General features: G+C 51.5%; 25 protein-coding genes and 1 pseudogene. 11 read left to right on the forward strand and 15 right to left on the reverse strand.

Going from position 1 to position 24,401, the window contains the following annotated elements:
* Window positions 1–215 precede the first annotated feature (215 nt).
* Complete coding sequence (locus NC856_RS08890) at window positions 216–620, forward strand: YceK/YidQ family lipoprotein (protein ID WP_264090075.1); 405 nt, start codon at window positions 216–218, stop codon at window positions 618–620.
* A gap of 24 nt (window positions 621–644) precedes the next feature.
* On the opposite strand, the gene NC856_RS08895 is transcribed toward NC856_RS08890, so the two are convergent.
* Window positions 645–1,928: a DUF3748 domain-containing protein gene (locus tag NC856_RS08895; protein WP_264090076.1), complete on the reverse strand. Its 1,284-nt coding sequence runs from the start codon at window positions 1,926–1,928 to the stop codon at window positions 645–647.
* Window positions 1,929–2,164: 236 nt separating this feature from the next.
* Between NC856_RS08895 and bhsA (NC856_RS08900) the strand changes: the two genes are divergently transcribed.
* Complete coding sequence (gene bhsA, locus NC856_RS08900) at window positions 2,165–2,422, forward strand: multiple stress resistance protein BhsA (RefSeq protein ID WP_264090077.1); 258 nt, start codon at window positions 2,165–2,167, stop codon at window positions 2,420–2,422.
* 92 nt (window positions 2,423–2,514) lie between these two features.
* Here the strand turns inward: bhsA (NC856_RS08900) and NC856_RS08905 are convergent, their stop codons facing one another.
* The 5 genes from NC856_RS08905 to dgoR form a co-directional block, all read right to left on the reverse strand.
* Window positions 2,515–3,804 carry an MFS transporter gene (locus NC856_RS08905; protein ID WP_264090078.1) on the reverse strand — a complete coding sequence of 430 codons (1,290 nt, stop codon included), beginning with the start codon at window positions 3,802–3,804 and terminating at the stop codon, window positions 2,515–2,517.
* A gap of 358 nt (window positions 3,805–4,162) precedes the next feature.
* A complete protein-coding gene (dgoD, locus tag NC856_RS08910) occupies window positions 4,163–5,311 on the reverse strand; it encodes a galactonate dehydratase (protein WP_264090079.1) in 1,149 nt (382 codons plus the stop codon).
* Window positions 5,308–5,925 carry a 2-dehydro-3-deoxy-6-phosphogalactonate aldolase gene (locus NC856_RS08915; protein ID WP_264090080.1) on the reverse strand — a complete coding sequence of 206 codons (618 nt, stop codon included), beginning with the start codon at window positions 5,923–5,925 and terminating at the stop codon, window positions 5,308–5,310. The genes dgoD and NC856_RS08915 overlap by 4 nt, the downstream gene beginning before the upstream one ends.
* Window positions 5,909–6,805 (reverse strand): 2-dehydro-3-deoxygalactonokinase, encoded by an 897-nt coding sequence (locus tag NC856_RS08920; RefSeq protein WP_264090081.1) that lies wholly within the window; start codon window positions 6,803–6,805, stop codon window positions 5,909–5,911. Before NC856_RS08920 ends, NC856_RS08915 begins: the two co-directional genes overlap by 17 nt.
* Window positions 6,802–7,500, reverse strand: coding sequence for a D-galactonate utilization transcriptional regulator DgoR (dgoR, locus tag NC856_RS08925; RefSeq protein ID WP_113865659.1), 699 nt, complete (start codon window positions 7,498–7,500; stop codon window positions 6,802–6,804). The genes NC856_RS08920 and dgoR overlap by 4 nt, the downstream gene beginning before the upstream one ends.
* A 576-nt stretch (window positions 7,501–8,076) precedes the next feature.
* Here dgoR and bhsA (NC856_RS08930) point away from each other — a divergent pair.
* Window positions 8,077–8,334, forward strand: a complete 258-nt coding sequence (gene bhsA, locus NC856_RS08930) for a multiple stress resistance protein BhsA (RefSeq protein WP_264090082.1) — start codon at window positions 8,077–8,079, stop codon at window positions 8,332–8,334.
* An 81-nt stretch (window positions 8,335–8,415) separates the two neighbouring features.
* Here the strand turns inward: bhsA (NC856_RS08930) and yidA are convergent, their stop codons facing one another.
* From yidA to dnaA, 7 genes are all read right to left on the reverse strand, one after another.
* Window positions 8,416–9,255 (reverse strand): sugar-phosphatase, encoded by an 840-nt coding sequence (gene yidA / locus NC856_RS08935; protein WP_264090083.1) that lies wholly within the window; start codon window positions 9,253–9,255, stop codon window positions 8,416–8,418.
* Window positions 9,256–9,382: 127 nt separating this feature from the next.
* Entirely contained in the window at window positions 9,383–9,706 is a 324-nt protein-coding gene (locus tag NC856_RS08940) for a PTS lactose/cellobiose transporter subunit IIA (RefSeq protein WP_264090084.1), read from the reverse strand.
* Between the two features lie 154 nt (window positions 9,707–9,860).
* Complete coding sequence (locus NC856_RS08945) at window positions 9,861–10,166, reverse strand: PTS sugar transporter subunit IIB (protein WP_264090085.1); 306 nt, start codon at window positions 10,164–10,166, stop codon at window positions 9,861–9,863.
* A gap of 243 nt (window positions 10,167–10,409) precedes the next feature.
* The gene (gene gyrB, locus NC856_RS08950; protein WP_264090087.1) at window positions 10,410–12,827 is read right to left on the reverse strand and encodes a DNA topoisomerase (ATP-hydrolyzing) subunit B; all 2,418 of its coding nucleotides are present in this window, start codon (window positions 12,825–12,827) and stop codon (window positions 10,410–10,412) included.
* An 18-nt stretch (window positions 12,828–12,845) separates the two neighbouring features.
* The gene (gene recF, locus NC856_RS08955) at window positions 12,846–13,931 is read right to left on the reverse strand and encodes a DNA replication/repair protein RecF (protein ID WP_264090088.1); all 1,086 of its coding nucleotides are present in this window, start codon (window positions 13,929–13,931) and stop codon (window positions 12,846–12,848) included.
* A gap of 99 nt (window positions 13,932–14,030) precedes the next feature.
* Window positions 14,031–15,131, reverse strand: coding sequence for a DNA polymerase III subunit beta (gene dnaN, locus NC856_RS08960; RefSeq protein WP_264090089.1), 1,101 nt, complete (start codon window positions 15,129–15,131; stop codon window positions 14,031–14,033).
* A 4-nt stretch (window positions 15,132–15,135) separates the two neighbouring features.
* Entirely contained in the window at window positions 15,136–16,527 is a 1,392-nt protein-coding gene (gene dnaA, locus NC856_RS08965) for a chromosomal replication initiator protein DnaA (protein ID WP_264090090.1), read from the reverse strand.
* A 718-nt stretch (window positions 16,528–17,245) separates the two neighbouring features.
* On the opposite strand from dnaA, the gene rpmH reads away from it, so the two are divergent.
* The 6 genes from rpmH to NC856_RS08995 all read left to right on the forward strand — a co-directional run bounded on the left by rpmH (window position 17,246) and on the right by NC856_RS08995 (window position 21,577).
* Entirely contained in the window at window positions 17,246–17,386 is a 141-nt protein-coding gene (rpmH, locus tag NC856_RS08970) for a 50S ribosomal protein L34 (RefSeq protein WP_004093983.1), read from the forward strand.
* An 18-nt stretch (window positions 17,387–17,404) separates the two neighbouring features.
* Window positions 17,405–17,764: a ribonuclease P protein component gene (gene rnpA / locus NC856_RS08975; protein ID WP_264090091.1), complete on the forward strand. Its 360-nt coding sequence runs from the start codon at window positions 17,405–17,407 to the stop codon at window positions 17,762–17,764.
* Window positions 17,728–17,985 (forward strand): membrane protein insertion efficiency factor YidD, encoded by a 258-nt coding sequence (yidD, locus tag NC856_RS08980; protein WP_009115145.1) that lies wholly within the window; start codon window positions 17,728–17,730, stop codon window positions 17,983–17,985. Before rnpA ends, yidD begins: the two co-directional genes overlap by 37 nt.
* A 2-nt stretch (window positions 17,986–17,987) precedes the next feature.
* On the forward strand, window positions 17,988–19,622 hold the full coding sequence (gene yidC, locus NC856_RS08985; protein WP_264090092.1) for a membrane protein insertase YidC: 1,635 nt from the start codon (window positions 17,988–17,990) through the stop codon (window positions 19,620–19,622).
* A gap of 118 nt (window positions 19,623–19,740) precedes the next feature.
* Window positions 19,741–21,105 (forward strand): tRNA uridine-5-carboxymethylaminomethyl(34) synthesis GTPase MnmE, encoded by a 1,365-nt coding sequence (gene mnmE, locus NC856_RS08990; RefSeq protein WP_264090093.1) that lies wholly within the window; start codon window positions 19,741–19,743, stop codon window positions 21,103–21,105.
* A gap of 136 nt (window positions 21,106–21,241) precedes the next feature.
* Window positions 21,242–21,577 (forward strand): Fic family protein, encoded by a 336-nt coding sequence (locus tag NC856_RS08995; RefSeq protein ID WP_264090094.1) that lies wholly within the window; start codon window positions 21,242–21,244, stop codon window positions 21,575–21,577.
* Between the two features lie 240 nt (window positions 21,578–21,817).
* Here the strand turns inward: NC856_RS08995 and NC856_RS09000 are convergent.
* Window positions 21,818–22,000 (reverse strand): annotated as a pseudogene (locus tag NC856_RS09000) (HipA domain-containing protein); the annotation flags it as partial.
* 246 nt (window positions 22,001–22,246) lie between these two features.
* Window positions 22,247–23,098 (reverse strand): SDR family oxidoreductase, encoded by an 852-nt coding sequence (locus NC856_RS09005; protein ID WP_264090095.1) that lies wholly within the window; start codon window positions 23,096–23,098, stop codon window positions 22,247–22,249.
* 126 nt (window positions 23,099–23,224) lie between these two features.
* On the opposite strand from NC856_RS09005, the gene NC856_RS09010 reads away from it, so the two are divergent.
* The gene (locus tag NC856_RS09010) at window positions 23,225–23,584 is read left to right on the forward strand and encodes a winged helix-turn-helix transcriptional regulator (protein ID WP_264090199.1); all 360 of its coding nucleotides are present in this window, start codon (window positions 23,225–23,227) and stop codon (window positions 23,582–23,584) included.
* Between the two features lie 123 nt (window positions 23,585–23,707).
* Window positions 23,708–24,133, forward strand: a complete 426-nt coding sequence (locus NC856_RS09015) for an organic hydroperoxide resistance protein (protein WP_264090096.1) — start codon at window positions 23,708–23,710, stop codon at window positions 24,131–24,133.
* Window positions 24,134–24,401 lie beyond the last annotated feature (268 nt).

Consider the following 24,401-nt stretch of genomic DNA (forward strand, 5'->3'; position numbering starts at 1 on the left):
CGGCTTGTTATCAATATGGTGACCCTTCTCAGACTTTCAATTGCCTGAAAAGAAAAATTCGTGCTTTTCATGCAAAATTCACTCATAAAATGGGTGTTATCACATACACTCAATAAGCGACAGACAAGATACATTTGCGTAATCACTGAATCGCGCTTATCCGATCTTCAAGCAAGGCAAGTGCGCGAACATTTGAGGGATGACAGGTATATTTGATGACTGGGCGAACAGGCTTTCCTCTGGCGGACGATACAATGATCAGGCTAAAAACGGCCATACTGAAAAGAGCTTGCTTCTCTTTCATCATCACAAGCTGCGCCATCACCTCGCTTAGTGGTTGCTCCAGCGTAATGACGCGCACCGGTTCCGAACAAGGGTACTACTCCGGCACTCGCGCCAGTATGGATATGTTGCGCGACGACGATACCAGTTGGGCTATGCTGCCGCTGGTGGCGCTTGACCTGCCGTTTTCCGCGGCTGCCGATACTCTGTTGCTGCCTTATGACTATTATCGTTCAGGGCATGACCACACCTCTATGCACGATCGCATTCACCAAAGTGAGCAAGAGAACCAAAGCGCCGGTTCACCGCCCACGACCGCTGCCCACAATCAGCTTTAATCCGCGCTCGCCTTAATATTTGCCTCACGCGGGCGCAGCCACGACAAAAAGCTGATTAAATCCGTTAATTTCGCGCATGTACGCGATGTGTCGGCCATCTGGTGAGAACACCACCGCATCCGCACTGGGCGTCTTTTCCGTACGCCGAGTCAGGCGAACCAATTCACCGGTTGCAGCGTCACACAGCATGATGCTGTTGTCGCAGACGAAAGCCAGCGAGCGACCATCAGGCCGCCAGTTAAATGCCGACTGAATGCTATGTGCCGTCTGCGTGACCTGGCGGGGTTGGCCGCCATTGGGGGAAATCGTCCACAGTTGAACAATGCCGTTGTCATCCTTCATTAAAAAAGCGATGGCGTTGCCGTCGGGTGAAGCCCGCAGCCAGTGACGAGGTTGGTTCACCAATCCAGGATAACGGCGATGCTGAGTAAAAGTCAGGCGACGTTGCCGTACACCCTGCGGCGGTGCGGGCATCGTTGTGGCGGTGCCTGCCAGCGGCATTTCTCCGGCACAAGCATAACCCGCCAGTTCCTCTGGTAAATCGACAATAAAGACTTCCGGCACTTTCTCTGCCGCTGCCGAAAGCGTATCGCCAATAAAGGCCAGCGCCCAGCGCTGCCGCGTACCATCGGGACGACGATACCCGCCGCAACCGATCCAGCCCTCTTCATAGGCGCGATTAATGTCGTCGCTGCCGGGGCGAGGATGCGGCGTCGTCCGGCTGACCAGCACACAATAGTGGCTGCCGTCATATTCCCGCGGATGCGCTTTTGGCACGGTTATCGGCGATAGCGGCACCGCCACGCCGACATTGCGTAAATCCAGCGCCGGATCGATCTCATGTAAGACATGATCGTTGTAGGTAAAACTCATCCGGCTGGCATCCGGGCTGAATACATGCACATGCGTTCCGCCACGCAGCGCGCCAGCCTGATAAGGTGGCGTAATCGAAAATGCATCCAACGTCACCGCATGACCAGGAAGATTATCATGGACGATAACGCCACGGCGGTGATGAAAATCATATTGCCACTGACTATCCGGGTTTTCCGGCCCATGAATAAATACATAACGCAGCGGCTCTTGCGGGCTACAGGTCACGACACCGACATGCGCACCGGCTTTAGCCTGGTAGAGCACTTCGGTTTCGCGGCTATAGAGGTTAACCCGTTCAATGGTCAGTCCGGTAAATGAAGATCCATGCGGCCTGACATCATAAACCAGCCAATTTCCATCACATGACCAGGCATTAATGTTGGTAATCTGATGACCAGCAGCATTAAACGTTAACTGTAGTTCGTTAGGCAAATCATCTCTCCATACAATTATCACCCGTCAACACTTTGTAAATTAAATTCAACTTTATGTATAAGTTATTGTTTTATCAACTCAAAAACAGAACGTCTGGACAGCATTTTGTTCAAAAAAATAGAACAACACCCTCAATAACATCCGTTATCTATTTCATTAGCATCGGCGTAACATTATTCATATCGAAAGGGCATCACCTTTCACCTTTATCAATCAGAATAGGATAAGACATTATGAAAAACGTAAAAACCATCGCTGCTGCTGTCGTTCTCGCTACCCTGTCTTTCGGCGCTTCCGCCGCTGATTATGTGTCTTCACAACAGGCGCAAAATCTGGAGAAAGCCGGTGTAGTCAGCGCAACGGCCAAAGACCTGAGTTCTCTGCAAGCACAGTTGGCTGATAAAGCGGAAAAAGCGGGCGCCACAGCATATAGCATCACGTCCGCAACGGGTAATAACCTGCTGCGTGGTACTGCGGTAATTTATAACTAATATTAGCTTTATCAGTATTACCCTCTTCCGGCTTGTCCCCTCATCAGGACAAGCCGGTTTTTTAGCTGGGGATAATTTATATCGTCAAATGATTACCCTACGCGTTCAACGTCGCCCACCAGAAAGATGTAAGACAATGCACCCATCAGAGCAACCGCGGCAATATAGGTTAACGCGGGGGCAAAACCGTAATCCTGCGCCAGATAACCGATAATCAACGGTACGGTAATCCCGCCAAGGCCACCGACAAAGTTGAATACACCGCCGGTCAAACCAATCAGACGGATCGGCGCCAACGACGAAACCAGTGACCAGGTGATGGAGGCAAACCCATTGCCAAAGAAAGCGACGGCCATCAGCGTCATGATCCAGATCGGTTCGTTGGTATAATTAGCGCCCATAATGCAGGTTGAAATTAATAAACCACAGATGATGGGCGTTTTACGGGCAAATCCTATCGATTTACCACTGCGCACCAGGCGATCAGCCACAAACCCTGACAATAACACACCAAAAAACGCGGCCAGGAAGGGAACAACCGTCATGAAGCCGGCGGTCAACGCGCTGATCTGCTTTTCCTGCGTCAGGTAATTTGGGAACCAGGTCAGGAAGAACCATAGCGTCGATGTCACCGCAAACTGCCCGATATACACACCAATCAGTTTACGGTTAAACACCAGCTTCCAGTCGGCGGCGGTTAAAGGCGCGCGGGATTTTTTCTCAGACGGCGCATCACCATCAATGATACCGCCGCCAGTGGCAATATAGTCCAGTTCTGCCTGATTGATCTTTTTACTTTTTTTCGGCGGCTGATAAACAAAATGCCAGATGAGCGCCCAGACGATGCCGATCCCGCCCGTGACGATAAATACCCAGTGCCAACTCATGAGCTCCTGGAGCCAAATGAGCAAAGGCGTCAAAAATGCTAAACCGACAAATTGCCCGGAGGTATAGAACCCAACGGCAGAGGCACGCTCCTGCTCAGGAAACCAGCTTGTCACCATGCGATTATTGGTCGGAAAAGCGGGGGCTTCAAATAACCCGGTCAGCGCCCGTAAACCGATTAATGACGCCAGACCGGTCGCAAACCCCTGTAATAACGTGGCGACCGACCATCCCATAATGGCAATAAAATAGGTCAGTTTTGAGCCGACGCGATCAAGGAACCAGCCCCCTGGAATTTGGAATAACGTATACGTCCAGGCGAATGCTGAAAATATATATCCCATTTGCGTTTTAGTAATACCAAACTCTTCTTGAATATGAGCCGAAGCCACAGCCAGATTAGCGCGATCCACATAACAAATGACGACGGTAATAAATATCATCAGTAATGTGAGATAGCGTCGTTTTGTAGGACGGGTAGTTAATGTTATATCCATCTTATATTCCTGTTATCGCTATTTATTACGCGGACGGTAATCTTTCCCGCCCACTGTTTTGAGATATAAACAACACCAGCAGGTGGTATGCTTTTGTTTTTCCCCGGTATGACCGCACTATCTCAATATTTATTGAGATAGTGGGCTAGATAATGGCAATGATTATTTACATGTCCCTGGTGGACAAAAATTTCGATTCAACTTGATAATGGAACGCCATAAAAAAACTGTACCCCCCCAAGCCAATAAAAATCAAAACAGTCACCCGCACACAAAATAAATATATGTGTGATAGTCGATATTTAATCGCTATAATGCGTTGGTGAATCGTTCTACTTTATTATTACCATTCGGCTTATTACCATTCTGCAACTGCGCCATCAGGATAACGCCATACCGGGTTACGCCAGTCAGGGGCGTTTTTACTGCGTTCAATAACCAGGTCTTCATTAATTTCCACCCCAAGTCCGGGTTTATTCAGGGGATAAAAATGACCGTCGGTCATGGCAAAGTCTTCTTTATTTATTACATAGTCCAACAGTTCGGCGCCTTTATTATAATGAATACCCATACTTTGCTCCTGAAACACCGCGTTACGCGCAACAAAGTCAAGATGTAAACAGGCCGCCAATGCAATAGGCCCCAACGGACAATGCGGCGCCAAAGCAACGTCATAAGATTCCGCCATTGCCGCAATTTTAAAGCACTCAGTAATGCCGCCTGCGTGAGATAAATCAGGCTGAATAATGGCCAGACCGCCATCCGCCAGCACACGCTTGAAGTCAAAACGGGAGAACATACGCTCTCCTGCGGCAATCGGCAGATGGGTTTGCGCCGCCAGACGAGGATAATATTCCGCCTGTTCAGCCAGAACTGGTTCTTCAATAAATAAAGGGCGATACGGCTCCAGTTCTTTGATTAGAATTTTCGCCATCGGCGCATCGACGCGCCCATGAAAATCCAGACCGAATTCAATGCTGTTGCCAAAGGCCTCACGAATTTCGGCCACTACCGCAACCGCGGCATCCACCTTGCGTGAGTTATCGATAATGCCCATTTCCTCACAGCCGTTCAGCTTAAACGTATCGAAACCAATTTCTGTCAGCTTTGCGATCCCCGCAATTACCTCAGCAGGACGATCGCCCCCTACCCAGCTGTAGGCTTTGATTTTATCGCGCACCAGTCCGCCCAGTAATTGATAAACCGGCACGCCCAGCACTTTGCCTTTGATATCCCATAAGGCCTGATCGATACCGGCGATCGCACTCATCAGGATTGGGCCGCCTCGGTAGAAACCCGCCCGGTATAGCACTTGCCAGATGTCATTAATACGGGCCGGATCCTGGCCGATCAGATAGTCGGACAGTTCATGGACGGCGGCTTCAACGGTACGCGCGCGGCCCTCAATAACCGGTTCGCCCCAACCGACAACACCTTCATCGGTTTCAATCTTCAGGAACATCCAGCGAGGCGGCAGCCGGTACGTGGTAAGTTTGGTAATTTTCATAGAACAGCATCCTTATAGGCGTTAACAAATGCATGCGCGTTTTGCGCTGTCACATCGACCGACTGTCCGGCTCGGTAAAGATCGCTACCTAATCCGGCGCCGATGCAACCCGCGCGCAAGTAATCCTTCAGGTTCTCCGGCGTTACCCCGCCGACGGCAAAGACGGGTATCTCTTTTGGCAAAACCGCTTTCAGCGCCTTGATATAATCCGGCCCAAATGCCGCCGACGGAAAAATTTTCAATGACTGGGCGCCGGCATCCAGCGCGGTAAACGCTTCCGTAGCGGTGGCGCAGCCGGGACAGACCGTCATGCCGTAATCAATGGCCCGACGGATCACCGCGGGAGAAATATTGGGCGTCACAACCAGCTTGCTGCCGATATGATGCAACCGATCAACCGCATCAGGCTGCAACACTGTCCCCGCGCCAATCAGCGCGCGATCGCCAAAATGCTCAATCGCCAGTTGAATACTGTGATAGGGATTTGGCGAATTCAGCGGGATCTCCACCGCATCAAATCCCGCATCCAGCAATACGGCGATATGTTCCACCGCCTCGTCTGACGTAATGCCGCGTAAAATGGCAATCAAGGGAAGATTAGTCTGCCAACTCATTAACCATGCTCCTTATACCTGCCTGAAAAGCCCGATCGCCATCAAGTAACTGCCAACGCAATCCGGCGAGTGATAATGCCTGCTCATAGCGTGCTGTCAGCGCGGGCGAACCGACCAGCGTAATCGGCTCGTCCGCCGTCACCAGATAGTGGCGCTGCATTTGCGACACCTCATTACCGATAAGTAATCCTGATAGCCAGTCACTGACCGCATGTTTGTCTAATCGGCCCAACACATGCGCCGCGCGAGTTTCAAACAGGCAACGAACGATATTGTCATCATGGAAAGCAAGCGCCAGACCTTGCTGGAATGCCTGTGGCGCAGGTTGCTGCTCACCTAATCCCACGCCAATCAGCGAGTGCGTCATCAACAGATGGTGAAGTTCGCCGGTCATCACCGTGCGGAAATCCAGTACATTGCTGTCATCAGTCCGCACCCACTTCGAATGCGTGCCCGGCATCAGGTAAAGCGGTGCCGGACATTCACGATACGCGCCGATAAGCTGGGTTTCCTCACCGCGAATTACATTGCAGTTATCGTCCCGCTCAATACTCAGGCCGGGGACAATCCAGGCGGATAACGGCCTGGCTTCCTCTACCCGCGTCAGCCGATGGGCCACTTGCGTCAACCGCGTCGGACAAGGGAGATAAGGCACCGACAACCAGCCGGCATTGCTGCCAATCATGCCCGCCATGACCACGGGTACATTGTGCTGCCGCCAGGGTGCGACGAGGTGCTGAAAAACCTGCCGCGGCGTCTGGCCGTTTAATCGCGTGACGCCCGCCTCGGACTTCATCGTGTCGATACAAACGCCATCCAGGTACAACCAGGCCCGCAGGTTGGTCGATCCCCAGTCAACCGCGATATAGCTTTCACTCATGTAATATCCTTTAGTCGTTTCGTCGAACTGGCGATCATGGTCAGCGCCGCCTGTTCCGCCGCATCAGCATCCTGATGCCGGATAGCATCGTAAAGATCCTGATGCTCACGCAGCGTGCGCGGCATGTTAGCGTTATCCGGCATATAGGTCCGCTCGAACACCGCCCGCTGCAACGAACTGATAGCCACGCTAAGTTGTTGTAATACTGGATTATGTACCGCCGCCAACACCGCTTCATGGAAGCGGATATCCGCTTCGTTAAACGCATCGCGATCCTGGTGATTGGCGATCATGTCGTTTAACGCCGCTTCAATAACCGCCAGTTCGCTTGAGGTCGCCCGTTCCGCAGCCCAGCGGGCAATCGTCGGTTCGACCAGATTACGCACCTCGCTCATGGCGCGGATTAGCCGCGGGTCATAGTCGGTGGCCAGAACCCATTGCAATACGTCGGTATCCAGATAATTCCACTGGTTACGCGCCGCCACAAACGCGCCGCGATACCGCTTTACTTCCACCAGCCTTTTAGCCATCAGCGCTCTGAAAACCTCACGAATAATGTTGCGCGAGGTTTGAAACTCTTCACATAACTCTGCCTCTGCCGGTAATGACGCTCCGGGAGCGTACTTGCCGCCAACAATTTGCTGACCAATATTCAGAATGATGCGGTCGGTTTTACTCAATTCCTGCTTATTCATCGTCACCTCAGAGATACAAAACGGGTTGATATCGCTTCCTTTACTTTACCTGTCATGCCGCTGAGCGTCGTAGAACTGTTGCACAATAACCGCCACATACGCTTCTTTCTTGAATTGATTGTAGTACCATCTATATTATTCGTACTACAATCAAGATCACAAAACGAGCATAAAAAACAATTTTGCAACATATATAGCCAATAAATTTCAATACTCAGGTAATCAAGGAGGGATAAGCAGTGAGTTGGCGGGTACCGCTTGCTAAGCATTCACCCTGTTATTTCAATTAAATGAAGTGATTGGCAACGCAGATAGGGCGCCATTTGTACCGGCAGAAACCCTCATTGAAGGCAAAACCGCGTGATTAAACGACCGGAAAACATGGTCGTTTCCTTATATGTATCCTCCCCGCCTTATCATTAAACACGTTATGGCAGACGCTTCGCTAAAAATCAAAAATACTGAAAGAATACCTCAATAAGCTCCGTTTTCTCTTCATCCTCTATCGGCGTAGTATTCCCTTCATCGAAAGGCAATGACCTTTTACACCTAACAACATTGAACAGGAAAAATCACATGAAAAACGTAAAATTCTTCGCCGCCGCCGCCGCTCTCGCAACCCTATCCTTCGGCGCTTCCGCCGCTGATTATGTGTCTGCTCAACAGGCGCAGAAGCTGGAGAAAGCCGGCGTGGTCAGCGCAACCGCCAAAGACCTGAGCTCTCTGCAAGCACAGTTGGCTGAGAAAGCGGAAAAAGCGGGCGCTACAGCGTATAGCATCACCTCTGCAACCGGTAATAACCTGCTGCGCGGGACTGCGGTTATCTATAACTGATGCGGCCTGAAAAGATAATCAAAAAATTAAACGGACTTTCCTCATATCAGAGGAAAGTCCGTTTTTTTACGCGGATTTTAATTAGGCTACCGACTGGCCATCCCACTCATCATTGAGCACAAATTTCTCAATCGCATAGGCCACGCCATCTTCCTGATTGGTTTTAGTCACAAACTGACTGATTGCTTTCACCGTTTCAATGGCATTGCCCATCGCTACCCCCAGCCCGGCATACTCCAGCATCGCCAGATCGTTTTCCTGATCGCCCAGCGTCATGACGCTTTCACGCGCAATACCAAGGTGCTCGGCCAACATTCTCACCCCTGCGCCTTTATTCACGCGCTTATCCAGAATTTCCAAGTAATAAGGGGCGCTCTTCATGATGGTATAGCGCTCAAACGCTTGCGGCGGGATCTGGCTGATGGCGTGATCCAACAGCGGCGGCTCATCAATCATCATAACTTTCGGGAAGGTCATGCTGCGATCCATCTCTTCCACCGTGCGATATTTTAGCGGGATACCGGTCAAATGTGATTCATGAACGGTATAAGCGCTAATGTCTTTATTGGCCGTATAAACAAAATTGAAATCCATCGCGTGAAAATGAACATTCAGTTTGCGGGACAGCGCTTCAAAATAGAGATAATCATCAAAGCTCAGCGTTGTTTGCGCCACGCACTCGCCATTTATCGCACGCTGAACCAGCGCGCCATTGTTGGTGATGCAAAAACACTCTTCCTGCTGCAAATCCAGTTCCGCCAGATAACGCGCCACGCCAATGAACGGGCGCCCGGTCGCCAGCACCACCTGGACGCCTTTCGCTCTTGCCGCGGCGATAGCCGCTTTCACCGCCGGAGAAATTTGATTTTGCGGCGTCAGTAACGTTCCATCCATATCAATTGCGATCAGTTTTATAGACATAATTTTCCTACATCACCGTATTTGTTTTTATGCTAACGCGATTCAGCGATGAAGTCGCCAGTGAAATGCTGCGTGATGACACACCCATTAGATATAAAGTAAAAAGTCGCGCTGGCCTTATACGGCATCATCCCCGTTTCAGTTCGGCGATTTCCCGGTGCAGATAAACCAGTTCCTCCACCAGATCACGGCAAAGGATCGCGTTCATCAGGTGATCCTGCGCATGCACCAGAATCAGATTAACCGAAATTTTTCCACGACCTTCATCCGCGCTGATCAGCGACGTTTGGATCTGGTGAGCTTTACGTGCCGCCACAGACGCCGAATTAAGCATCCGATCTGTCTTTTCCCAGTCATGTTCTCTGGCCGCGCGCAACGCTTCCATAGCATCCGAACGCGCTTCTCCGGCATAAATAATCAATTCCATAAGAGTGGTTTCATCCAGCTTCATCAGTGACTCTCCTGGGTTTCCTATGATCGTTGCTCCTGCTCTAAAAGCTGGCGCGCTTACATTTTGGATAAGGGGTAATAGATCAGCGACGACGCGGCCCGGCATACAGGGTATCGGAACCTGAAAGATGATGGGCTATCCTGAAATACGGGATCTAGCGCATCATTTTGAGGGCGTCATTCAGTACCTTTTCGCCGTTCATCATGCCGTAATCGGTAGTATTGATAACCGCAATCGGTTTATTCTTTCCCTGCGCAATAATTTTAAACTCAGCCAGTTTATATTTAATTTGCGGTCCGAGCAGACAACAGTCATATTCATCAATCACATCGCCAAAGTCATTAAATCCTGCCGCTTTTATCTCTATATCAATCCCTTTTTCTTTTGCGACTTTCTCCATCCGCTGGACTAACATGCGGGTAGACATCCCCGCCGCACAACAGAGTAAGAGCCTCTTCATCCCGCACCTCATCGCTTGTTTTTTTCATTCAAGCAATATAGGGAATAACATGCCACCGGTTTCATATTGGGTTTGATAATCTTTGAACATGATCATAAACAGGCGCGCGTGGCGAAAAAGTGACGCTATATTTATTATTTCATGATGATAAAAACAGGGGGGGACTTTATAACGAATGGCAATTAACGAAATATCATGACAGGCCGGAACACCGGCCTGTCTGATTGTTGGCGCAAGGGATTATCAGATATCGATATTCATTGCTTTCAAGGCGTTCTCTTCGATAAACGCCCGGCGTGGTTCAACCGCATCGCCCATCAGCGTGGTAAACAACTCATCGGCGGCAATCGCATCTTTCACGGTCACACGTAACATGCGACGACTGGTGGGGTCCATGGTGGTTTCCCACAACTGTTCCGGGTTCATTTCTCCCAGACCTTTATAACGCTGGATCGCCAGGCCGCGTCGGGATTCTTTTACCAGCCAATCCAGCGCCTGTTCGAAACTGGCGACCGGTTGACGACGCTCGCCACGCTCAATGTACGCATCTTCTTCAATCAGGCCGCGCAGTTTTTCGCCCAGTTGGTTCAGCTTACGGTACTCGCCACCCGTGATGAAGCTTGCGCCCAGCAGATAGTCGGTATCCACGCCGTGGGTACGCACGCGCAACGCCGGTTCGACAAGCTGACGTTCCTTATCTTCATGGATCACAAAGCTATAGGCGCTGCCATGCACTTCCTGCTCATTCAAACTGATGACCAACGCTTCAATCCACTGTTGTACCTTTGCTCTATCGCCCAAATCGGCTTCCGTCAATGCGGACTGATAGATCAAACGGTTAAGCAGTGCGCGCGGGAAGCGACGCTCCATACGGCCAATCATTTTCTGAACGGCGTAATGCTCAGACACCAGCTTTTCCAGCGGTTCTCCCGCCAGCGCCGGAGCGTGGGCATTGGCATGCAACGTGGCCCCATCCAGCGCCAGCGCAATCTGGTACTGATCCATGGCTTCGTCGTCTTTGATGTACTGTTCCTGCTTACCTTTCTTCACTTTGTACAGCGGCGGCTGAGCGATATAAACATGGCCGCGTTCAATAATTTCAGGCAGTTGACGATAGAAAAAGGTCAACAGCAGAGTACGGATATGAGAACCATCGACGTCGGCGTCGGTCATGATAATGATGCTGTGATAACGTAGCTTGTCCGGGTTGTATTCATCACGGCCAATGCCGCAACCCAGCGCCGTAATCAACGTGGCGACTTCCTGCGAGGAGAGCATCTTGTCGAAACGCGCTTTCTCAACGTTAAGGATCTTGCCTTTCAGCGGCAGGATCGCCTGATTCTTGCGGTTACGCCCCTGCTTGGCAGAGCCGCCCGCCGAGTCCCCTTCCACCAGGTAGAGTTCGGAAAGCGCCGGGTCGCGCTCCTGACAATCAGCCAGTTTGCCCGGCAGACCAGCCAGATCGAGCGCACCTTTACGGCGCGTCATATCACGCGCTTTACGCGCCGCTTCACGAGCTCGCGCCGCATCAATGATTTTACCCACCACAATCTTGGCATCCGACGGGTTTTCCATCAGATAGTCCACCAGCTTCTCGTTCATCAACGATTCAACCGCGGTTTTCACTTCCGAAGAAACCAGCTTGTCTTTGGTCTGTGAGGAGAATTTCGGATCAGGCACTTTGACGGAAACCACCGCAATCAGCCCTTCACGCGCATCATCACCGGTGGCGCTGATCTTGGCTTTCTTACTGTAGCCCTCTTTATCCATATAGGTGTTCAGGGTACGGGTCATCGCCGCACGGAAGCCAGCCAGGTGCGTACCGCCGTCACGCTGCGGAATATTGTTGGTAAAGCAATAAATATTTTCCTGAAAACCATCATTCCACTGCAAAGCGACTTCAACGCCGATGTCGTCTTTCACGGTGGAGAAATAGAATACGGTCGGGTGGATTGGCGTTTTGTTGCGATTGAGGTAATCGACGAACGCTTTGATCCCGCCTTCATAATGGAAGTGATCGGCTTTGTCTTTTTCGCGCTCGTCAATCAGGCGGATCGATACGCCGGAGTTAAGAAATGACAACTCACGCAGACGCTTGGCCAGGATCTCATATTCGAATTCCACCACATTGGTGAAGGTTTCCAGGCTCGGCCAGAAACGGACTGTCGTACCGGTTTTCTCGCTCTCACCCACCACTTTCAGCGGAGCCTGCGCCACGCCGTGGCGATAAGTCTGTTCATGAACTTTACCTTCGCGGCGGATCACCAGTTCCAGTTTTTCAGACAGGGCGTTAACGACCGATACCCCTACGCCGTGCAAACCACCGGAAACTTTATAGGAGTTGTCATCAAACTTGCCGCCGGCATGCAGCACCGTCATGATCACTTCCGCGGCGGATATCCCTTCTTCTTCATGGATCCCGGTGGGTATACCACGACCATCATCCTGTACCGAAACGGAGTTATCAGCGTGGATGGTGATGATAATGTCTTTACAATAGCCAGCGAGCGCCTCGTCGATAGCGTTGTCCACAACCTCGAATACCATGTGATGCAGACCAGTACCGTCGTCCGTATCACCGATGTACATACCTGGGCGTTTACGTACCGCATCCAGCCCTTTCAATACCTTGATACTTGAGGAATCATAAGAATTCGACATCAACGTTTCCCGCTCATTTTAGTCCTGTGATTGAACCGTTATTTTACCCTGTTCCACGCGGAACATCTTGCCCTTTTCACCAACCATGTCGTCTATCTGCTCAGCGCTGACGGCGCTGACAAAAACCTGTGCATGGGTGGCTTTTAACCGTTCGGCCAGCAAACGGCGGCGGGTACTATCCAGTTCGGAAGCAAAATCATCGATCAGATACAGACAGCGCAGTCCGTTCTGACGGGTGAGGAACTCACCCTGGGCCAATCTTAATGCGCACATCAGCAGTTTTAGCTGACCGCGGGATAGCATATCCTCAACGGCCACGCCGCTCGCGCGGATACGAAAGTCGGCTTTATGCGGCCCAAGCGCCGTATAGCCCAACAGCCGGTCACGTTCAAACTGACGCTCCAGCAGTTCGCCGTACTCACTCTCTTTGTCCCAGCCGCGCTGGAACGTAAACCCAAGCGAAAACTCCGGCAGGAATTGCGTACAGGTTGCGGAGATATCCTCGACAATCGCTTCACTGTACCGCGCCCGCCATTCGCTGATACGTTCGGCCAATGGCACCCATTCCTGATCCCAGGCTCTGAGTTGACCATAATGGCTCACCTGACGCAGCGCCGCATTGCGCTGACGCAGCAAGCGTTTCATATTGCTCCAGGCGGAGAAAAAACCAGGCTCGTTATGAAAACAACCCCAGTCGAGGAAAGCGCGGCGAAATTTCGGCCCGCCATTTAGCAGAGTAAAACCTTCGGGTGTAATAAGCTGAATCGGCAACAACTGCGCGAGTTCTGCCACTTTATGGCCGTCGCTGCCGTCAATACGCACTTTACTGTCGCCTTGACGGTTTTTGCTCAGCCCGACAGCGCGTTCTTTCTCCGCGCTGTCGATACGGCCATGCAGGACAAATTCCGCCTGATCGTGACGGATCACGCGCGCCGCCTGCACGCTGCGGAACGCCCGTCCATGCCCCAGCGTATAAATCGCTTCCAGCACGCTGGTTTTTCCGCTGCCATTCGCCCCGACCAAAAAGTTAAAGCCGGGCGCCAGCGCCAGATCAGCCGCTTCAATATTACGAAAATCTTTAATCAGAAGACGAGTAAGCGCCATGCGACTGTTTCATGTATTCAAAGGCGTGATTGCCGCAGACAAATTGGGACAAGGCACAGCCCAATCCCAATCTGGCAAGTAAAATAGCCCGCCATACGGCTAGAGGCGCATTGGCATAACGACATAAGCCGCCGCCCGACTCGCGCCATCTTCAATCTGCACGCTGGAAACCGAGTCGGTCAGCAGCAGACGCACGTCCTCGCACTTCAGCGCATTCAGAACGTCCAGCACGTAGCTGACATTAAATCCGATCTCCATCTCGGCGCCCTCATACTGTACATCCAGGATCTCTTCCGCTTCTTCCTGTTCAGGGTTATTGGCGGTGATCTTCAACTGGTTATGAATGAGGTGCAGACGCACGCCGCGGAATTTTTCATTCGACAAGATCGCGGCGCGGGAAAATGCCTGTTTCAGCAAATCACAACTGGCTTCCAACGTTTTATCCGGGTTCTTCGGTAAAACGCGGCGATAATCAGGGAAACGGCCATCAACCAACTTGGACGTAAAAATAAAATCACCGACATGCGCACGAATATTGTTACTGCCGATTTGCAATTGCAGCGGCGTATCGCCGCCATCCAGCAAACGCACCAATTCCATCACGCCTTTGCGCGGCACGATCACCGAATGCGACGGCAGAGGCTGACCTACCGGCATCGCGCAAACCGCCAGCCGATGTCCATCCGTTGCTACAGTGCGCAACTCCTCGCCTTCGGTTTCAAACAACATGCCGTTGAGGTAGTAACGCACATCCTGATGCGCCATCGAAAACTGCGTGGCCTCAATCAGACGCTTCAGCGTGGCTTGCGGCAGGGAAAATTCCACCTCACTCTGCCAGTCATCCAGATTGGGAAAATCCTCGGCAGGCAAGGTCGACAGCGAAAAACGACTACGACCGGAGCGCACCAGCATACGATCGCCATCTAGCATGATGGTGATTTCCGCTCCCTCCGGCAGTCCCCGGCAGATATCGAAAAGTTTACGGGCCGGCACCGTTGTCGCGCCCGGTTCATGGGGCTGCGTGAGCGCCACTTTCGCCACCATCTCCATTTCGAGATCAGTACCGGTCAGCGACAACGCCCCCTCGGTCACCTGTATCAACAGGTTGCCCAGAATCGGTAATGTCGGTCGACCGCCCAACGGACTGCTGACCTGTTGCAGCGGCTTTAACAGATGTTCGCGTTCAACAATGAATTTCATAATGTTATGAAGATAATGTTCTGATTAAATTGGAAAAATCTTCTTTGATGTCGTGACTTTCCTCACGCAACTGTTCGATTTTACGACAGGCGTGCAACACCGTGGTATGGTCACGTCCACCAAACGCGTCGCCGATTTCCGGCAGGCTATGGTTGGTCAGTTCTTTGGCCAGCGCCATCGCCATCTGACGTGGGCGCGCCACTGAACGGGAACGACGCTTAGACAACAGATCGGCGACTTTGATTTTATAATATTCCGCCACTGTCTTCTGAATATTGTCGATAGTCACCAGTTTTTCCTGCAACGCCAGCAGATCGCGCAGCGCTTCACGTACAAAATCAATGGTGATGGAACGCCCGGTAAAGTTGGCATTGGCGATAACCCGGTTCAATGCGCCTTCCAATTCACGCACATTGGAACGCAGACGTTTGGCGATAAAGAAAGCCACTTCGCCGGGCAAACGAATGTCATTTTCATCCGCTTTCTTCATCAGGATCGCCACGCGGGTTTCCAACTCCGGCGGTTCAATGGCAACAGTCAGCCCCCAGCCAAAACGGGACTTCAGCCGGTCTTCCACGCCATTGATCTCTTTAGGATAGCGATCGGAAGTCAGAATGATTTGCTGATTGCCTTCCAACAAGGCATTAAACGTATGGAAAAACTCTTCCTGAGAACGCTCTTTGTTGGCAAAGAACTGAATATCATCAATCAGTAACGCATCGACAGAACGGTAGTAGCGTTTAAACTCTTCAATAGCATTGTTCTGCAACGCTTTCACCATATCCTGCACAAAACGCTCAGAATGCATGTAAACCACTTTGGCGTTGGCTTTGCGGGCAATAATGCCGTTGCCCACCGCATGCAACAAGTGCGTTTTACCCAGCCCCGTGCCACCGTACAAAAACAGCGGGTTGTAGGCGCCGCCTGGATTGTCCGCCACCTGACGCGCCGCCGCCCGCGCCAACTGGTTTGACTTACCTTCAACAAAGTTATCAAACGTATGCTTGGGGTTCACATTGGAACGATAGGTATGCTCAGCCTGCGCCGGGGAATTATCCCAGCTTGGGCGCACCGGCGCCGAACGGGTCTGCGGCGCCGACGTAACACTGACATGATGATGATTGACGGGCTGGCTTACCGCCTGAACCAATGGTTTGCTCCCGACCTCAAAACGCAGCAGCGGGGCATCCATTCCACAGAAATCATTAAGCAATCCATTGATATTATTTAAATATTTATCACGAACCCAATCCAATACGAAACGATTGGGGGCGTAGAGCGCCAGAGTGTTATCACTCAGTTCTGCCTGCAATGGGCGTATCCACATACTGAATTCTGTGGCAGGTAACTCATCCTGCAAACGGGCAAGACACTGCTGCCAAAGCGAAAGTGACACGGCGGACTCCACTCGAACAAGAACGATCAAAAAGAAAAGAATTAAGAAACGTTATTTATGTGACTCATGATTTTGGCGCCTATTCCGCATCCCGCAACGCAACGGAAAAACAAGCGCACCGCGTTATCTAAGCGGATGACCGTGACGATCCCGACGAAGGATCACCAACGGGACGGCGGATCATAACCTAATCCAAAGAAGAGATCCTCCCCTTCTGCACAGTTTTGATCCTTTTTATCCACAGGCTATTCTTATAGCAGCTTTGTGCGACGCATGACAAAGATCGGATCCTTCCCACCCTGGCCTGCGTGTCCGGGCGACGCTCAAGAATAAACCCGATGACTAGATCGTTACGATGACCGCGATCATGATCTTGCGGGAGAGATCGTCGCAGGATCCTTGCGCTTTAGTATAGAGTCCGTATAATTCCCAGCCCGCGCGTCTACGCCTGTTTTCTGTGCTCAGCCAGACAGAAATCCAAAAATAGTTGGCATGGCTGGCATGTGAAGTGTGATGTTAATTGACTCAGGACTGTACAATTATTACAATCCCGCCTCTTTCAGTTATATATGATCGCAGTTATATATAATTGTTATATGCGATTGAGGCGTCGGTTATTTTCACGCCGAGTAGCCAAGCGCGTTTACTGTGAAGTCGTGTTCAATCTCCGCGCAGCAGGGATGAACCGTTAATTATCCAAGTTTAGGTAGAAATCGCCATGAAACGCACTTTCCAACCGTCCGTATTGAAGCGTAACCGTAGCCACGGTTTCCGTGCTCGTATGGCCACTAAAAATGGTCGTCAGGTTCTGGCCCGCCGTCGTGCGAAAGGCCGTACTCGTCTGACTGTTTCTAAGTAATAAAAGCTAACCCGCCGAGTGGTTAAGCTCGCTTTTCCCAGGGAGTTACGTTTGTTAACTCCCAGCCATTTCACTTTCGTCTTCCAGCAGCCGCAACGGGCTGGCACGCCGCAAATCACTATTCTCGGCCGCCTGAACACGCTGGGGCATCCCCGCATCGGTCTTACCGTCGCCAAAAAGCATGTCAAACGTGCTCATGAACGCAATCGGATTAAACGCCTGACGCGCGAAAGCTTTCGCCTGCATCAACATTCATTGCCGGCAATGGATTTTGTGGTGATTGCGAAAAAAGGGGTGTCTGAACTGGATAACCGAACACTGACGGAAGCGTTGGAAAAATTATGGCGTCGGCACTGTCGTTTGGCTCACGCCTGCTGATCGGGTTGATACGTGGTTATCAACTCGTTATCAGTCCGTTACTTGGACCACATTGCCGGTTCCGGCCAACGTGTTCACAATACGGAATTGAGGCAATACGCAGGTTCGGCATGATAAAAGGCAGTTGGTTGACGCTCAAACGCGTATTAAAATGCCACCCTTTGAACCCTGGTGGTGATGATCCCGTACCGCCAAAAACCGACAATAACAGAGAACATTAACGATGGATTCGCAACGCAATCTTCTTCTCATCGCTCTGCTATTCGTGACCTTTATGCTCTGGCAAGCCTGGGAAACGGACAAAAATCCGCCAGCGACCACGCAGGCCATACAGCAGGCGACGAATGCAGCATCCGGTGATGCTACCAACCAGGGCGTACCGGCCAGCGGTCAAGGCCAACTTATCACGGTGAAAACCGATGTACTGTCTTTGACCATCAATACCCGCGGCGGCGATATTGAGCAAGCGCACCTGCTGGCTTACCCGGATACGCTGGGTTCAGACAAACCCTTCCTGCTGCTGGAAACCACGCCTGAGTTTGTCTATCAGGCGCAAAGCGGTCTGACCGGCAAGAACGGCCCGGATAATCCGGCCAATGGTCCGCGTCCGTTGTTTACGGTCGCTCAAGATCATTTTGAACTGGCTGACGGTCAAAACGAACTGCGCATTCCGATGACCTACACCACGGCGGATGGCGTCACTTATACTAAAACGTTCGTTCTGAAACGTAGCGACTACGCGTTGAATGTTGACTACAGCGTCAACAACACCAGTGCGCAGGCGTTGGAACTGACCTTGTTCGGCCAGTTGAAGCAATCCATCGATTTACCCAAACATCGCGATACTGGCAGCAGCAACTTCGCTCTGCATACTTACCGTGGCGCCGCGTTCTCTTCCAGCGAAGATAAATACCAGAAATACAGCTTCAGCGATATGGAAGAAGCCCTGAATATCACCACCAACGGTGGCTGGGTCGCGATGCTGCAACAATACTTCGCTACCGCCTGGATCCCGACAACCGCGGGCAGCAATACGTTCTATTCGTCTCAACTGGGCAACGGACAAGCGGCTATCGGCTTTAAAGCCACGCCTGTCGTCGTCCCGGCCGGCAGCCAGCAGAATCTGAACGCCACGCTGTGGGTCGGCCCGGAGATCCAGGACAAAATGGCGGCCGTAGCGCCGCATCTGGATCTGACGGTTGATTACGGCTGGTTGTGGTTCATTTCTCAGCCGCTGTTCAAGCTGTTGAAATTCCTGCACGGTTTTATCGGCAACTGGGGCTTCTCCATCATTGCCATTACCTTTATCGTGCGCGGTATCATGTACCCGCTGACCAAAGCGCAATATACCTCTATGGCGAAAATGCGCATGCTGCAACCGAAATTGCAGGCCATGCGTGAGCGTATCGGCGATGATAAACAGCGCATGAGTCAGGAAATGATGGCGCTGTACAAGTCAGAGAAAGTTAACCCGCTGGGCGGCTGCTTCCCGCTGTTGATTCAGATGCCGATCTTCCTGGCGCTGTATTACATGTTGATGGGCTCCGTTGAACTGCGTCATGCGCCGTTCGCTCTGTGGATCCATGACCTGTCCGCACAAGACCCATACTATATTCTGCCGCTGCTGATGGGGGTGACGATGTTCTTCATTCAGAAGATGTCGCCGACCACCGTTACCGATCCGATGCAGCAGAAAATAATGACCTACATGCCGGTTATTTTCACTGTGTTCTTCCTGTGGTTCCCATCAGGTCTGGTGCTGTACTATATCGTCAGCAACCTGGTGACCATCTTCCAGCAGCAATTGATTTATCGCGGCCTGGAAAAACGTGGGTTGCACAGCCGCGAGAAGAAATAATCCGGTTGATGGCCAACCTGATATACAGCGTAAGGCGGTCAATGACCGCCTTATTTTTTATCCAGAATGAGACGTAACCAGCCTGGCAGCAGACAGGCGCTAACGCAGAGAGTGCACCATGAGTCATACCGATACCATCGTTGCCCAAGCCACGCCACCGGGACGCGGCGGGGTAGGTATTTTGCGCGTTTCGGGGCCGGCGGCCTCGGATGTGGCGCTTGCCGTTCTGGATAAGTTGCCCAACCCCCGCTATGCGGATTATCTGCCGTTTCGGGATACGGATGGCACGACGCTCGATCAAGGGATCGCGCTCTGGTTCCCCGGCCCAAATTCCTTTACCGGTGAAGATGTGCTGGAACTTCAGGGACACGGCGGCCCGGTCATTCTTGATTTACTGCTGCAACGTATCCTGACGTTGCCTGACGTGCGTATCGCCCGCCCCGGCGAGTTCTCCGAACGCGCATTTCTTAATGACAAGCTCGATCTGGCGCAGGCGGAAGCCATTGCCGATTTGATTGATGCCAGTTCTGAGCAGGCCGCCCGTTCCGCACTCAATTCACTACAAGGCGCCTTTTCCAACCGGATTAATCATCTGGTCGAGGCCCTGACGCACCTGAGAATCTACGTTGAGGCCGCCATAGACTTCCCCGATGAGGAGATCGATTTTCTCTCCGATGGCAAGATAGAAACTCAATTAAACAACGTCATGGCTGATCTGAATGCGGTCAGAACCGAAGCGCACCAAGGCAGCCTGCTGCGTGAAGGCATGAAAGTGGTGATCGCCGGACGTCCTAATGCTGGTAAATCCAGTCTGCTCAATGCGTTAGCTGGCCGTGAAGCGGCGATTGTAACCGATATCGCCGGTACAACCCGCGACGTGCTGCGTGAACATATTCATATTGACGGCATGCCGCTGCACATCATTGATACCGCCGGTCTGCGCGACGCCAATGATGAAGTCGAGCGCATCGGTATTGAACGCGCCTGGCAGGAAATCGAGCAGGCCGACCGTGTGCTTTTCATGGTGGACGGCACCACCACGCAAGCCGTGGAGCCATCCGCAATCTGGCCGGAGTTTATGGCGCGTCTGCCAAAAACCCTGCCCATTACCGTGGTGCGCAATAAGGCAGACATCACGGGCGAAACGCTGGGTATTAAAGAAGTGAATACTTACTCACTTATTCGCCTGTCAGCCCGTACCGGTGAAGGCATTGATACGCTGCGCGATCATCTTAAACAAAGCATGGGGTTCACCAGCAACACCGAAGGCGGTTTTCTGGCACGTCGCCGCCACTTGCAGGCGCTGGAACAGGCCGCTCAGCATCTGGTTCAGGGTAAAGAGCAACTGGTCAGCGCCTACGCGGGAGAACTACTGGCTGAAGAACTGCGCCTGGCGCAACATTGCTTAAGTGAAATTACCGGCGAATTCACCTCAGATGACCTGCTGGGAAGGATTTTTTCCAGTTTCTGCATCGGCAAGTAACGCTGAGTCTGTAAGCGCCCACTGATACTGGGCGGTTCGCAACACCAGCGAATTGTTCACCGAATGAGGATCATGTTACCAATGACCGAAGCCGAACCTGCCCTACCGCGGCTTGGGCACCGGTATTCCCCGCGCATTGCAGGATTGGCCAGCCATCGATCTTATCGACGATGTAGCGGCTAACCCGTTCCGCGTGGTTATCCGGCGGTCACTGGCAGAAGCAGTCACCGGGGAAGTGTTGCGGTTGCTGATGGTAATGCAAGGGGAAATGAAGCGGTCTGACATTCAGGCCGCTCTGGGATTGAAGCATGAAGATCACTTCCGCAATACCTATCTTCTCCCGGCGCTAACGGGCGGATTCATCGAAATGACGATTCCAGACAAACCCAGAAGCAGTCGGCAAAGGTATCGACTTACGCCGACGGGTAAAAGTTGGTTGGCACAGCAAAATCCTGGAGGAGATCGTACATGAGAGGGTCATTTAATCGTAATCAATAGTGACAGAAATATCATATTACTATTTAAATTCAACGTGTTATTCATAATATGTTTTTTGTGTCCATAAATGTGCCCATCACACAAAAACGCACCAACAAACATAATGATAAATCAAACAGATAAAACAAAATTCCAGCTTCTGCATCGACCCAGCGAGGCGCCTATACGAAACCTAACCTCAGCCCGTTGTCAGACACAACGCCCTTTTCTGCAAGCCTTCTAAAATCGCCAGTCCCATTGCGAGCTTCGCATCTCTGCGATCGATCCCTCGACCGCTCAATGCCGGGTACATGGAGATAATGTCATAGTAAGGTGTAAGCCGGTAACGGCCTTGCGATTCGATAAACAGGGAGAAGTTTTTTGCATGACCGTCAGTTGCCGCCAATATGTTTTCAAGTTCTTGCTCAGATAAAGATCTGTATTCAATCCGTTTGATATCGCTGACAGGTATGCCCTGCGGCACCAATTGCAACGCCCCTACACTGCCACGCCCCACTTTGTTTCACCTTACCGGTTACAGACGGTAGAGTAAATATTACACGCTTTAGCCGGTAAGCCAGATTTTACCTGGCCATAACCGTTAAAATATTCCACCAACACAAATATATCCCCGCTCACATCAACCATGAGCAGGGAGGTGAACTTACTTCAGTGCTGCTTTCACCACCGTTGCCAGTGGGATCGTCGCTCGCCCGATCAGGTTGCTCAGTTGATGGCTCCCGTCAAACAGACCGCCTTTGGACGCTCCCGTATCCGAGTCCGCAATGATCCCGGCAAAAGCCTCTGGCAAGCCAGCGCCGACCAACGCCGCCTTGTATTCCTCTTCCGACAGGTTTTGATAACCAATACTTTTACCAGACTGTTTGCTGATCTCAGCCGCCAGATCGGTCAGCGTGTAAGCTTCATCGCCAGCCAGTTCATAAATCTTGCCGGCCTGGTTTTCCCGCGTCAAAACGACAGCCGCAGCCGCCGCAAAATCCGCGCGCGTGGCGGAAGCGATCTTTCCTTCTCCGGCACAACCGATAAAGACACCGTGTTGTAATGCAGCCGGTATGCTTCCCGTATAGTTTTCCGTGTACCATCCGTTGCGCAATACCACATGGGACAGGCCCGATTGTTTTAACAATGCTTCGGTTTCACGATGTTCAGCCGCCAGCGCAAGTGGCGAGGTATCCGCATGCAGCAGGCTGGTATAAGCCAGCAGCGCTACTTTCGCTTTTACAGCGGCTTCAATCACATTGCGGTGCTGAGCAGCGCGCTGACCCACTTCGCTGGAAGAAATCAACAATACCTTATCAACGCCTTGCAACGCAGAAAAGAGCGCCTCTGGCTGGTTATAGTCCGCTGCTTTCACCTGAACGCCTTGAGCGGCCAAATCCGCTGCTTTATTCACGTCCCGCACCAGCGCCAGAATTTCCGTCGCCGGAACCTTATCCAACAGTTGTTCAATGACTAAACGGCCCAATTGACCGGTTGCACCTGTAATCGCAATCATCGTTAAGTTCCTTTCTTTGACTAACACAGGCTGGCATAATACCCATAAAGCTAACTTTGAGTAAGTACGCACATAAAGGTAAGTATAGTGCCTAAAAAAATAAACGATGCGGCCTATTTTGCCGCGATGATGCCAAAAGGCGATCTTTTCGCTGAAAAATGTCCATCCCGTCAGGTGCTTAACCACGTTACCAGCCGCTGGGGAGTATTGATACTGGTTGCGCTGATGGAGGGCACTCACCGTTTCAGTCAGTTACGGCGCAGAATAGGCGGCGTGAGCGAACGCATGCTGGCTCAGACGCTACAGTATCTGGAAAGCGATGGATTTATCCTGCGCACCGCCTATCCCGTTGTCCCGCCGCATGTGGAATACAGCCTGACGCCATTGGGCAGAGAAGTGAGTGAAAAAGTAAAAGTCCTGGCCGACTGGGTAGAGGAGAATATCGGGACTATCGTCGCTACTCAGCGGAATAACGAGTCGCGATAGGCGTTTCTTCCGAGCCTCAGGGAAAAAAGATGTCGATGTAGACAACATGATCCCAGGAAGATGGGTAGATATGCGCCATATGGTCTACGCTTAAACTTGTTCTCATAAATCACAGGAGAAAGTATGTCTATCGAAAAAGTTCTCTATGTTGCTCATGCTAAAGCAACAGGCGGGCGTGATGGTCGCGCTGTCTCATCAGACAACCATCTTGATGTGAAGCTTGATGTGCCAAAAGAACTGGGTGGCGGTGGTGGTGAAGGCACCAACCCTGAACAACTGTTTGCCGCAGGTTACTCTGCCTGTTTTCTGGGAGCGCTGAAAAACGTCGCCTCCAGTGAAAAAGTCTCGCTGCCGTCCGATACGTCAATCGAAGGTAGTGTCGGTATTGGCAAGATCCCAACCGGCTTCGGCATTGAAGTGGAATTGAAAATCTCCATACCTGGCTTTGACAAAGCCAAAGCGGAAGAACTGGTGCAAAAAGCACACACCGTATGCCCTTACTCAAATGCCACGCGCGGCAATATTGATGTCACGCTGAAAATTGTCTGACGATGGAATAACCCTTAAAGCCTTGCTTTCCAGCAAGGCTGGAATATCAGCACATCACCTGCTACGGCAGCAATGTACGGGCAACATTGATGTGTGCCCGTGCAATCCACTCCGAACAGACATCATTACCCATCAGGGTCTATGTCAACTTATCGAATTCGCTGTCCCCGCGTTAACAAACCGCCTCATCAATAAAAAACCAATAGTTTAATTAAGTTAACATCAATAGGAATATGAAATGGTTACTCACTAACTCAATCAGAATATT

This window comes from Brenneria izbisi, assembly GCF_025840185.1.
GTDB classification, from domain to species: Bacteria; Pseudomonadota; Gammaproteobacteria; order Enterobacterales; family Enterobacteriaceae; genus Brenneria; species Brenneria izbisi.